The organism is Anabaena sp. 4-3, from assembly GCF_001597745.1.
Taxonomy (GTDB): Bacteria; Cyanobacteriota; Cyanobacteriia; order Cyanobacteriales; family Nostocaceae; genus Trichormus.
Genome location: NZ_LUHJ01000074.1, coordinates 77,651 through 90,467 on the forward strand (window position 1 = coordinate 77,651; position 12,817 = coordinate 90,467).

A 12,817-nucleotide genomic window follows, 5' to 3' on the forward strand; every position below is an offset into this window, starting at 1 on the left:
ACTGACATAAGTCGGTTGAAGGAGTTCTGTACAAGCAGACTTCAAAACCTCTGTTTTTGGAATACAAACAATTGATACACATTCCACAATTAAGGGGAATGGGTGTAAATTGTTGCGTTATTCTATTTTTTATTGATATGTCTAACCTGCCTTTGAACCGTTGCAGAGTGAAATTATTTTATCAAAGCCTATTCGCCGCTATCTTCAGCAGCAGTATATTGCTTCCTTACCTGAGCAGTCAACCAGCCCAGGCACAGGTAACGCAGTATTGCCAATTATCACCATCAGCCGTCAAAACAAAAGAAAATTTACGTTTATCTGCGCTAAAGGGCAATAAAAATGCTCAAACACGTTATCAAAAATTAATCAAACAACACGCTCAAGAAGTACAGCAGTGTCGTAAACGCACCTGGCCAAATATCCAAGCTGTTTGGATACGTCTATATCCCTGTGATATGAAACCAGGGGCGTTAGAGCAGATTATGGATCGGATTGTCAACGATGGTTATAACCAAGTTTATGTAGAAGCATTCTATGATGGGCGTGTATTATTACCCGCAGCAGCTAACCCCACAGTCTGGCCTTCAGTAATTCGCAATCCCGGCGCGGAAAAGGTTGATTTATTGGCTAAAGCAATTCAAACAGGCAGGGAAAGAGGGTTAAAAGTTTATGCTTGGCTATATACCGCTAATTTTGGCTATAGCTATGCCCTGCGACCAGACAGAGAAGGTGCGATCGCCCGTAACGGTCAGGGTCAAACTAGCTTATATGTTGTCAATGAAGGCAGACAAGTATTTATCGATCCCTACAACGAACAAGCTAAACGCGACTACCACCGCATGGTACAGGAAATCTTACGCCGTCGCCCCGATGGGGTATTATTTGACTATGTTCGTTATCCCCGTCAAGCTGGTAGTGATTCCATCGCTACCAAAGTCACAGATTTATGGTTATTTACTCAAGCTACTCAACAAGCTTTATTTCGCCGCGCTCAAAATAACCAAGGACTAGAATTAATTCGCCGTTTTTTAACGAAAGGATACGTCACCGCCGGAGATATCACAGAAGTTGATCAACTCTATCCTCAAGACAATGAACCTTTATGGCAAGGTAAAATACCCACAAAAGATAAATCCCTACTCTCACCCAATGAAAGACAACCACTACTACAAACACAACTGTGGTTGTTAGCTGTTGCCCATGCCATGCAAGGGATTGTAGATTTTGTCAACTTAGCCACACACCCAGCTAAACAACTAGGTATTCCCTCTGGTGTGGTATTTTTCCCCGAAGGTAATCAAACCGTGGGACAAGGCTATGATTCGCGTTTGCAACCTTGGGATCAGTTTCCTAGTTCCTCACAGTGGCATCCCATGTCTTATGCTGCTTGTGGTCATGTTACCTGTATTGTGGAGCAAGTGCAACGAGTTTTAAGTTTAGCCCAGCCAGGTACACAAATAATTCCGGCTTTAGCTGGTAAGTGGGGGGGTGCGGTAAGTAATCGTCCCTCATTAGAAGCACAAATGCAAGCATTACGGAAATTTGCGCCTCAACTCAAAGGTGTGAGCCATTTTGCTTATTCTTGGCAGTATCCTCAGCATGATAGCGATCGCAAAGCTTGCCGTCACTACAATTAACTATTTTTAATATTACTGGACGCTCCCACCCAAGCAGCCAAATTCTTCATTCATTTCTCATCCGTCCTGCTAAGGAAGCAACTACGGATACCAATTGATCAGCTTCGATAGGTTTAGTAATATGTATTTGGAATCCGGCGGACAGAGCCGCCGCTTCTTCTGTATCTCCAGCATAGGCCGTCAAAGCAGCAGCCGGAATTTGCCCTCCTGCTTCAGAACCCAGCAATCGCACTTCCCGAATCAATGCGTAACCATCCTCCAAAGGCAAACCAATGTCAGATAATAGTACATCAAACCTACCAGGATTAGCTGTGAGTATTGATAGTGCCTCTCTTGCCGAACCTGCCTCTGTTACTTCCACCTCATAATCTTCCAACACGATGCGGAATAACTGCCGGATATCCGGTTCATCATCGACAATCAGCACCCGCACACCTGCCAAGGATGGGTAAGAGTCTGGGGAAACTGGGGAGGTGGGAGAGACAACAGACTCTTGCGGACTGGCTACAGGATGTTCTTCTAGTGGAGTTTGCAGAGGTAGGCTAACAGTAAAAGTTGAACCCTGTCCCACACCTGGACTTTCTACTGCTACCGTCCCACCGTGCAGTTCTACCAAATGACGCACAATTGAAAGTCCTAGTCCCATGCCCGGATTTGATTTGCTTCTGCTGCCATCAGCTTGGCGGAAGCGTTCAAAAACAAAGGGGAGAAAATCTGCACTGATGCCTAGCCCTGTGTCCTTCACTTGAATCTGGGCTTGGAAATCCGTGTAGTCTAAAGTAACATCAATTCTGCCCCCTGGAGGCGTAAATTTAATGGAGTTAGAAAGTAAATTCCACATTACCTGTTGGATGCGAATCGGATCTGCAACTAAAGTTTTGGGTGAAGAATCTAGTCTTGATTCGATATGAATATTTTTCGCTGCTGCGGCCAGATGCACAATCTCTATCGCCGCCTCAATCACAGGCACAAGTTCAATGGTTTGGGCATCCAACCGCAGTCTGCCGGTACTAATGCGCGAAATATCCAACAAATCCCCAATCAGTAGATTTTGAGCCTTAGCACTACGCTCTATCGCTTCCAATGCCTGATCAGTTTTTGCTGCATCTAGCTGTTTATCACGTAGTAACTGTGTCCACCCTAGGAGTGAATTAAGTGGATTCCGCAACTCGTGAGAGAGAATAGATAAAAATTCATCCTTAGCGCGGTTAGCTGTTTCCGCCGCCGCACGGGCTGATTGCTCTTGAGCGAGCAGTTGAGTGCGTTCTGCTTCTAAATGCTTCTCTTGAGTGATATCTTCAATTGCCAGAAGAATCAGTGGTCTATCGCCTATTTGTGGCATTTTCCGGGCATTGAGGCGCATGATTTTGTGGCCGATTTGCTCAAATGTATGCTCCACCTCCAAATCTTGAAACTGGGATTGATGGGGGAGGATATCTTCTAAGAGCGATCGCAACTGGGGAATATCCCACTGTCCATTACCAATTTCATAAATCAGGCAATTCTCCGTTTCTTCTCGCACCACCATAAAGGTGTCGTAGAAAAATTGATTAGCAGTCACCACTTGCAAATTCACATCCAGCACCACCAGAGATTGGCGCACAGTACCCACAATCGCTTCTGCATAATCACGGGATACTCTGAGTTCCTCAGCACTTTGCTTGAGGGCATTAATATCAACTAAAACTACCACAGCACCGTCAATTTTATGGTCTATTGTCCGATAGGGACGGATTCGCAGGTCATACCAGTGACCCTCCAGGTCTTGAACTTCCTGAGTTTTCAAATTCAGGGTGCTAATCACATCTAATATCTGTGCTTCTAAATCAGATATATTTAATTTGTGTTTAATATCACTCAACGACCGCCCCACATCTGTGGGAATGAGATTGAAGATATTCGCAGCAGCAGGAGTAAAGCGACGAATCTGTAACTCACCACCTAGCATCAAAATCGGAATATTGATACTACTGAGGAGATTTTGCAAATCATTGCTAACTTGGGTTGATTCCAGATTCCGTCGTTGTAATTCGTCGTTAATTGTATTTAATTCTTCATTCGTAGCCTGAATTTCTTCCTTAGCAGTTTCCAGTTCCTCATTTGTACTTTGCAATTCTTCATTGCTAGAGAGAATTTCTTCGTTAGCTGCTCTCAGGTCTTGATTAGTCGCTTGCTGCTCCTCAATAATAGATTGCAAATAGTCCCTAGTGCTGGCTAACTCTTGTTGGAGTAGGGCTATTTCTTGCTGATCACTCGCTTGTTGCCCCTGCTCAATCTGAACCAAGTTATCACCTGCATTTCCTGGTTGACTATCTTTAAGTTCTGGCACAGAAGTTACTGATTCCAACTTGTCTGCAAACAGAACCAAAAAATAGTATTCTCCCGTCGATTGAGATTTGAAGGGAATCACATCAAAACTAACCAGCCTAACTAAATTCTCTTGTCTGACTTGTATGTTTTCCTTTCTCACGGCGGAGTTTTGTTTTTTAGCTTGGTGAATGGCTGTGCGTAACTCCAGACGCAATTCCTTTTTAGCCATTTTCAGCAAATTAAAACTGGGTCTGCCCGGTGCAGGTTCTAGATAAGAACTGGTCTGTCCGCGAAACTGCAAAATCTCCAAATCGCTGTTCACAATCACACCCACTGGGGCATATTGGTTGAGTACAATCTGGTCAGCCTGTTTCTGTATTTCCAAACCATCCCTAACAGCCTCACTCACTGGCAGTTGAGGTTTAATCGTTTCCTGGGGATAATTGCTGGCTACTAGCTCAATTCCCAACCGCCCAGGTGCCATTTTCCGCGAATAAATCTTGTATTTTTTATCTAGCAGTGTAAACAAGTTGGAAAACTCGCCCACCGTCTCCGAAGTGCCTAACATCAAAAAGCCACTGGGTTTGAGTCCATAGTGGAAGATGGGCATTACTTTCTTCTGCACCGCAGAACTTAAATAAATCAGCACATTGCGACAAGTAATTAGATCCAGTCGAGAAAAAGGTGGATCGCTAATCAGGTTTTGTCTAGCAAAAACACACAGTTCCCGCACCGGCTTGCTAATTTGGTAGCCTCCCTCTATTTGGACAAAAAAACGCCCTAAACGTTCAGGAGATATCTCTGCGACTTGACTGGGTTTATAGATAGCGGTTCTAGCTTTCTCAATCGCCGCCTCATTGATATCTGTGGCAAAAATCTGAATTGGGATATTGATTCCCTTATTGCTCAAAAATTCCAGTAAGCATATTGCCACAGAGTAAGCTTCTTCACCAGTGGAACATCCTGCTACCCAAATGCGGAAGGGTGAATCTGGCTTGCGTCCCTCAGCCAGAACGGGAAATACTTTGGTTTTCAAAGCTTCAAATGCTTCCCAGTCTCGAAAAAAACTGGTGACAGTAATCAGTACATCTTGATATAGTGCTGTCACTTCTGCTGGGTTATTTTGGAGATACCGAACGTAATCCTCCAGCTGATCCAACTGATACAAAACCATTCGTCGCAGAATCCGCCGCTTCAGGGTAGTCTGCTTGTAATGGCTAAAGTCAACACCTGTAGCTGCCCGCAGCAGATGGAAAATTGTTGATAAAGCATCTGTGCCTTCTGGCATCACTTCAGTTGGTTTGACTGGTGTGGGCTGGTTGACGTAGGGATGACGGCTGATGTTTGCCAGTTCTTGGGCAATTTGTTGGGGGGTGAGGATAAAGTCTACATAACCAGAAGCCACAGCAGTGTTTGGCATACTACTGACTTTTGCTGATTCCTCACATTGGGCAAAGGTAATACCTCCTGCTGCCTTGATGCTTTCCAAACCTCTAGCACCATCTCCATCACCACCCGATAGCACAACACCAATAGCTTTACTGCCCATCGACTCCGCGAGGGAAAAAAAGAAACTATCCACTGTCATTGATATGCCGTAAGTCTTCTGACGCGGCTTGAGTTTTAGTTTCCCTTCTGCTATGGTCATTGTAGCATTGGGCGGAATCACATAAACATGATTTGGTTCTACTTGCATCCCATCTTCGACTTCAGTTACCGGCATTTGGGTCGTCCGAGAAAGAATCTGTGTCAACATACTTTTTTGCTGGGGATTCATGTGCTGAACCACCACAAATCCCATGCCAGTATCAGTTGGCAAATGGCTCAATAGTTGTGTGAAAGCCTCCAAGCCACCAGCAGAAGCTCCCATCCCGACTATTGGAAATAATTTTTTATCGTTCTCCTGCTGTTGTGCGGCGGTTACTTTCGGCAAAGAGTGATTGTCTGGAGATTCTCCAGAAGACGGCCTAGAGTTCATGGGATGCACCTGATTTATATGTCAATGTCTTACGTCTGACATTGACCAATACTTGACCCGATGTTTCTAGTCTAATCAAATAAATCTTTTTATCGGGTAATGCGGAGAATTTTGTCCTGCTGTGGTGGGCAATTTCCTCTACCATCGCAGTTACTCGTTGTCACATATAATTCACCATCTGGCCCCATAATCGCCTCTCGCAGTCGTCCATATTTACCTTGTAAATACACTTCGTGACTCTCGACTTGTTGGGGAGACTGGGGATTGAACACCACACGTTGCAAATGTTGGGAACGGAGAGTGGCGATAATTAAGCTACCTTTCCACTCAGGAATAGAATTACCAGTATAAATTGTTGCTCCACCTGGTGGTAGAGCCTCACGCCAAACAATCGACGGAGTCACCAGTCCTGACCGTGATTCGCAACGGTAGATAGTAGGCCAGCCGAGGTTGTCGCCGGCTCTTGCTACACTGACTTCATCGTGACCCCTTCTGCCTAAATCACCACTAGGGCCGTGATCTGTTACCCATAGCGTCGATTCATCGCGCCAATCAAACCCCTGAGTGTTGCGAATACCAGTAATATATACAGGGTTTTTCCCAAACGGATTATCTTGTGGTATTTGTCCGTCAGGAGTCACACGCAAAATTTTACCAGCCAAGCTATTAACATCCTGGGAAATTTGCGGTACTCTGGCATCACCAGTTCCAATGTAAAGCATTCCATCAGGGCCAAAGCGGATACGACCACCGTTATGAAATTGTGCTACAGGAATATCATCCAGAATTACCCTATCAGGTGAAGCAGTAAGTCCATTCTGGGATAGTCGCCATCGTTCAACACGATTGACTTGCGACCCATTTCTATCAGTAGTATAGTAAACGTAGAAGAATCGATTGGCGGTAAAGTTGGGATGAGTTGCAATGCCCAGTAAGCCACCTTCACCACTAGCTGTCACATCGATAGTAGCTACTGGCTGTGGAATAAGTTTACCATCCCGCACTAGGCGAACTCGTCCCGGTCTTTCTGTAACTAACATATCTTGATTGGGCAGAAAAGCAATTCCCCAAGGCACTATCAAACCTGTGACTACTTCTTCCACCCGCAGGTTTACCTGTCCTTGTGAACCAAAGCCATTTTCTACGAGAATACAGGCTTGATTGTTAGTAGAAGTTTGTTGGCTGACTTGTTCAGCAGTTTGTGTTTCTTGGTTGCTAGTTTTCGCGGACTCAGTGTTTGCTAAGGTGCAAGCCGAAAGTCCAAGTAAAACCATGCCAAAGATTAATCTTACTGCAAGAGTTATTCTCAGTTTCATGATTTGTTATCTCCAAAAAATCTCTGCCTGCATGGTTTTGGAAATGGCTAAAGAAATTAATTTGCCTAGTTCTATGATTTATTGCCAATTTAGCAGTAATGTAATGAGTGGCTGGGCTTTTTAGTCTCTATTTAGAGATATATATTTGATCTTTATTCTCAAAATTCCCTTGCACTTTCAGCAGCCTGTCTCAGTGCTAAAAAAGCTTCTTTTAAAGGTTGGCTAACAGCACTGTCTGGTTCTGCTAACACTAACTGTTGATAAGCTTCCAAGAACTGCGATCGCAATCGATGGAACAAATGCAGAAAGTGATGCACAAAGCTGATACAGTCCAAAACAACAATCTCTATGCCACCTGTACGCTCATACATACTTGCAGCATATTCTCGAATACCTTCATCAATCACATCTGTGGTGTTGACACTCTCCGCACTTTTAGGGCGGAGATTCTTGGGCTGAATCCTGCCTCCACCAACGATGTTGATTTTGGTCTTACAGTTTCATGTCTAGTCCGAAACATATCTCTCGATATACCCCACTTAAGGACTACTCCCCAAGCGTAAATTTGGGTATGCCCTACCCTATTTAATTGCTTTTCGACCTTACAGTTTGGACTTATTTTTACACCATTGACTGTTAGGCATTTTGAGATCACGGAGTAGGACGTTTTACCTGTTTCCTCATCGTTCTCACGGTCTACAACCTACTGCTAGTATACCAGAAAGCCGTCGTAGAACGACGGGGTTTTCAACCCAAATTTTCGATAAAAATATAGTTGTCAACCCGCTTGCCTGTGTTGTTGATTTTTTGCAAGGCACGGTTAATATCCTCTAAGGTAACACGTCGAGTTTTCATTTCATAGCTAGTGATGACCTTCTCATCATCAACTAGGGTAATTTCTACATCTCCCAAAGCACCTGTCTGCTCATCGGCTGCGTTGTGGGATTCTAGAGGTAAAAAACGCTCCCCAATATATTGTTCTGCTACTTGATAGGCAGCAGCAACAATCACTACAGGAAGACGGCTTGAACCTCGGCAAGTTAAATGCTGTTTCAAGAGTGTGACAATTTCCTCTGCTGACAAAGGTATTGCATCTTCCGATTTCTTCAAATCTGACAGTAGTGTTTCCATGCGTTGCCGCTTCTCGTTGCGAGCAATAATTAGACAACGAATGGTTTCCGCTAGCAGTTCCTCAGCAGTTATCCTACCTTGATGAACATTATCAAGTAATTGTAGGGCAGTTTCGTAGAGTTTAGGCGGTCGTCCCACCAGATTAACTGCTGGGGTTAAGGTGATGTTGCGGTTTCGTAGGGCAGGAGTCAGGAATGCAGTGGTAGGATTACAAGGCAACTCGTGCTGGTTAATAAAGGCTGTAATGTAACTTTCATCATAGTAACGCCCAGAGTAAGCGTCTGGTGTACCTATTTCGGTGTAAGGCTTGCGGATATCAATATCTGCACGGTGAATTGCCGCCAATGCACAAGCTAGCAACAAACGAACTACAGCACGATTGCCCACATAACGTGATACATAGTCAATTTTTTCGGCAATGCTGGGGTCGGCAATAATAGGTTGCGCTATCGATACTTCAGCTTTTTGGTAGGCTACATCAAGGATAGCTGTTGGGGTTGTGGACATGGAGCGATTTCTTCAACAGTAAGTGTGGAGGCTGTCAGGTCATAATTGAGCCACAGCACTTCTTGCCGTAACTCCTTGATGGAATGGCATTGCTTCAGGGGTGCTTTAATGCAGTTCCAGTCACCATACAGTTCTTGCATCAACTGACAATCATAACCTGAAAGAGCTACTTTACCTTTGACTGCACGCAAAACATTCGCCAGTTGCCGATGTTCGTCGTCGGTCATTTCGTAAGCATAAGCTTTACTATCCCCACGGGAATCGTGCGGGTATGGGGGATCACAATAAAATAAGGTTTCTGGACTATCGTACCGTTGAATAATCTCAATTGCTCGGTCGTTCTCAATTTGTACACGTAGCAACCTTTGCACGATTTCGGGCAGATCCTCAACACTACCCAACCACCGGGAAACTGCGCCAGCCATTCCAGCACGGCTAGTCAGTTTACAATGCGCCCATCGTCCAATACTAGCGGTTTGTGCCAAGCCGGTTCTCACTTGTCGCGCCCGGACAAAAAATCGTCTAGCTTTTTCTAAGTCTGACAAACCCTTTTCCTCTTTGGCAATAGCAATCCGAAATTCTTCACGGGAAAACGGTGTTAAGCCAATGGCTTCAATGAGTTGGTCTTTTTGGTCACGTAGCACACGAAAGAAGTTAACTACTTGCCCATCAATATCATTGTAAGTTTCTACAGGCGAAGGCTCTCGGTTTAACAACACGGCTGCTGAACCACCAAATGGTTCGCAGTAGTGGATTGTTTTTGGCAATAAGGGTAATAACCAGTCTAAATGACTATACTTACCGCCATACCAACCAAATGCAATTTTCTTTGCCATGAATGTCAACCTCAGAGGGGGTGCTGTGACTACAATTTAGGATGAGGGTAAAATGCTCCCGGTACGCGGAGAAATACTGTACTCAGTTGAGTTTACTTTGTTTCCATCCAGTTATCACCTGCTTTGACTTCCACTAGCAATGGTACAGTTAATTTAACTGCGCCTTCCATGACTGTTTTGATTTGTGGTTGTAATTCTTCCCACTCATTCGGCGGCACTTCAAATACTAATTCATCGTGAACTTGTAATAATAACCGTGCTTGATAGTTTTTTAAAACTTCATGCAGTTGCACCATTGCAATTTTGATGATATCTGCACTTGAGCCTTGAATTGGTGCATTGGCGGCAGAACGCAGTAAGCCAGCATCGTAAACACCTAAGTTTTTCAATTTGCTTAAGTCAATGTCTGCTGGGTTGCTACCTTTGAGTTGGCGTAGGCTGTTGTTGGTAAACTCAAAATAACGGCGACGACCAAGGATAGTTTCGACATATCCTTGAGATATGGCTTGTTTTTTGACTCCTTCTAAATAAGCAAACACTTGCGGGTAGCGATCGCTAAATCTTTTAATAAATTCATTGGCTGTGTTTTTATCTATGCCTGTGGAACGGGCAAATTTTAGCGAACCCATCCCATAAATTACACCAAAATTGATGGTTTTGGCGAGTCTACGCTCATCGGATGTAATATCCTCTTTCTCAAAGATTAATTTGGCTGTGACTGTATGAATGTCTTCATTCTGTTGATATGCTTGCACTAAAGCTGGTTCTTGGCTTAAATGTGCTAAAATTCTTAACTCTATTTGCGAGTAGTCAGCAGCTACCATTAACCAGTCTGTTTCGGGTAAGAATGCTTTACGAATTTGCCGACTAAAGGCTGTCCGAATCGGGATATTTTGTAAGTTAGGATTAGACGAAGATAGTCTACCCGTTGAGGTGGCTGTTTGGTTAAAATCAGTGTGTACTCTTTGGGTATCTGGACGCACTAAGGCTGGTAAGGCATCTACATAAGTTGATTTTAATTTTGATAGGGTGCGATACTCAATAATCGCATTCACAAAACCAGTGTCATCAACTTCTTGTAGTTTTTCTAAAGTCGCTGCATCGGTAGAATAACCCGTCTGAATTTTCCGGGAGTATTTGGTACTTAAACCTAATTTTTCAAATAATATATGACTCAATTGTTTAGGAGAACCTAAATTAAACGTCTCCCCGGCGATGTCTGTAGCTTGTTCTTGTAATTTGGCTAAATCTGTTTCTAGTTGCTGCGAAAGTTCTAGCAAATAAGCTGAATTAATCCGCACTCCTGTATATTCCATTGCCGCTAAAACTGCTTCTAGCGGTTGTTCTACCTCTGTTAATAGATGCGCTAATTTAGGAATTTTCTCTAATTCCTGGCGCATTTTCTCTACCAGTTGCCATGTTGCATATACTTGCAAACAGCAATAGTTAGCTACAGCAGAAATATTGATATCCGCAATGGTTCTATTTTTAGGAACTAAATCATTATAGTTAGTTAATGTTAATCCTAAATAACGCAAGGCTAAATCTGTGAGGTTATGGCTAGTATCTGGATTTAAAATATAACTAGCCAACATGGTGTCAAATACAATTCCGGCTAAGTTAACTCCTTGAGTGCGAAAAACTAAGCGGTCAAATTTACCATTTTGGAAGGTTTTAGGATATGCTGCACTTTCCAGAATTGGTCTGAGTGCTTGGAGTGCGATATCTTTATCTAGATTATCTCCGGTTTTATGCGCCAAGGGAATATAAGCTAATTCATCCGGTGCAGTTCCCCAACAGCAACCAATACCCACTAATTCCGCGTCTCTGGGTTCTAAGTCACTGGTTTCTGTATCCCAAGCTACAGGATTTTTGGGGTTAGTAAATGTCTGTAAGATGTTAACTAATTCTGTTAGTTGTGCCTCAGTCTGAATGATGCGCGGTTGAATGGGTGCATCGGGTTGTTGAGAAACTGCTGCTGTATCTTCCGCACTGAAAAAGCTGATGTCTTCATCTTGTTCTTCTGTGCTGGGTGGTGCGCTTGGGGTTTGTGCAACTTCGCCGCCAAATTTTTGTTGTAAGTCGTTGACTTTCTGTAAAAAGGTTTTGAATTCTAACTTTTCTAAGATGGGAACGAGAATACTATGATCAAAACCTTTGAGTTGACAGTTTTCTAGATTAACTTCTAGGGGAACATCTACAACTATTTTGGCTAAATAGTAAGATTTTTCTGCGTCTGCTTTCCCGGCTAGGAGTTTTTTCTGAGTCGCGCCTTTAATTTCATCTATGGCGGCGTAAATGTGATCTAGAGACTCGTAAGTATTTAGTAATTGTACGGCGGTTTTTTCGCCAATTCCCTTGACTCCGGGGATATTATCGGATTTATCCCCACACAAAGCTTTAAAATCAACGATTTGTGTCGGTAAAATACCGAGTTTCTGTTTAACTTGTTCTGTGCTGAATTCGGTGATGCTACTTGTGGAACGTTTGAGTGCATCAGGACTAAAATTTAAAACGGTGATTTCTTTGGCGGGGTCGATCAGTTGAAATAAATCGCGATCGCCTGTTAAAATCTTGACTCTATACCCTGCTGCCGTGGCTCTTTGTGCTAATGTTCCTAACACATCATCGGCTTCATAACCAGGTGCGGTGTAAATTGGTAGATTGAAGCCTTGTAATAATTCGTGCAGATTTTTTAAGTCGGGGACGAAATCTTCTGGTGTTCCCGGACGATCAGCTTTATAGGTATCATCAGCTTCGTGGCGAAAAGTTGGTAAACCTAAATCAAATGCGATCGCCATTGCTTGCGGCTGTTGTGTATCCATGACTTCTAAAAGTGACTTCAGAAAGCCAAAACACACACTCGTAGGAATTCCCGTTTTTGTACGCAGTCCGCCATCTCGTCCTTTGGCGAAAGCAAAGTAAGAACGAAAGGCTAGGGAGTGTCCATCTACAAGGATGAATGTAGGACGGGTAACAGTGAAAGCAGCAGAAGTTTCAGACATAACCCTATTGTAGCGATAAACCCACCTTAATTACGCACAATTAAGGATGGAAAATCTCTTTTCTCTATTCCCTCACCCCACAGGATGTTTTCCAACT

At 43.6% G+C, this 12,817-nt stretch carries 7 protein-coding genes; 1 reads left to right on the top strand and 6 read right to left on the bottom strand.

The features are described from left to right. Positions 1–137: 137 nt before the first annotated feature. Positions 138–1,637, top strand: a complete 1,500-nt coding sequence (locus A3775_RS21905; RefSeq protein ID WP_066383074.1) for a family 10 glycosylhydrolase — start codon at positions 138–140, stop codon at positions 1,635–1,637. 46 nt (positions 1,638–1,683) lie between these two features. Here A3775_RS21905 and A3775_RS21910 read toward each other — a convergent pair whose 3' ends face one another. The 6 genes from A3775_RS21910 to polA form a co-directional block, all read right to left on the bottom strand. Next, positions 1,684–5,925, bottom strand: a complete 4,242-nt coding sequence (locus A3775_RS21910; RefSeq protein ID WP_082803822.1) for a chemotaxis protein CheB — start codon at positions 5,923–5,925, stop codon at positions 1,684–1,686. An 89-nt stretch (positions 5,926–6,014) separates the two neighbouring features. After that, positions 6,015–7,241, bottom strand: coding sequence for a sorbosone dehydrogenase family protein (locus A3775_RS21915; protein WP_066426784.1), 1,227 nt, complete (start codon positions 7,239–7,241; stop codon positions 6,015–6,017). Between the two features lie 158 nt (positions 7,242–7,399). Next, on the bottom strand, positions 7,400–7,648 hold the full coding sequence (locus A3775_RS21920) for a hypothetical protein (RefSeq protein WP_066383082.1): 249 nt from the start codon (positions 7,646–7,648) through the stop codon (positions 7,400–7,402). Positions 7,649–7,988: 340 nt separating this feature from the next. Further along, positions 7,989–8,879, bottom strand: coding sequence for a restriction endonuclease, SacI family (locus tag A3775_RS21925; protein WP_066383085.1), 891 nt, complete (start codon positions 8,877–8,879; stop codon positions 7,989–7,991). Then, complete coding sequence (locus tag A3775_RS21930; protein WP_066383088.1) at positions 8,846–9,715, bottom strand: DNA adenine methylase; 870 nt, start codon at positions 9,713–9,715, stop codon at positions 8,846–8,848. Before A3775_RS21930 ends, A3775_RS21925 begins: the two co-directional genes overlap by 34 nt. A 92-nt stretch (positions 9,716–9,807) precedes the next feature. Continuing rightward, a complete protein-coding gene (gene polA / locus A3775_RS21935) occupies positions 9,808–12,720 on the bottom strand; it encodes a DNA polymerase I (RefSeq protein ID WP_066426786.1) in 2,913 nt (970 codons plus the stop codon). Positions 12,721–12,817: the final 97 nt, after the last annotated feature.

What these genes read in the sequence shown, in the direction of transcription:
- A3775_RS21925 (WP_066383085.1), bottom strand. Translation starts at nt 8,879, where the DNA reads ATGTCCACAACCCCAACAGCTATCCTTGATGTAGCCTACCAAAAAGCT.
- polA (WP_066426786.1), bottom strand. Translation starts at nt 12,720, where the DNA reads ATGTCTGAAACTTCTGCTGCTTTCACTGTTACCCGTCCTACATTCATC.
- A3775_RS21915 (WP_066426784.1), bottom strand. Translation starts at nt 7,241, where the DNA reads ATGAAACTGAGAATAACTCTTGCAGTAAGATTAATCTTTGGCATGGTT.
- A3775_RS21910 (WP_082803822.1), bottom strand. Translation starts at nt 5,925, where the DNA reads ATGAACTCTAGGCCGTCTTCTGGAGAATCTCCAGACAATCACTCTTTG.
- A3775_RS21905 (WP_066383074.1), top strand. Translation starts at nt 138, where the DNA reads ATGTCTAACCTGCCTTTGAACCGTTGCAGAGTGAAATTATTTTATCAA.
- A3775_RS21930 (WP_066383088.1), bottom strand. Translation starts at nt 9,715, where the DNA reads ATGGCAAAGAAAATTGCATTTGGTTGGTATGGCGGTAAGTATAGTCAT.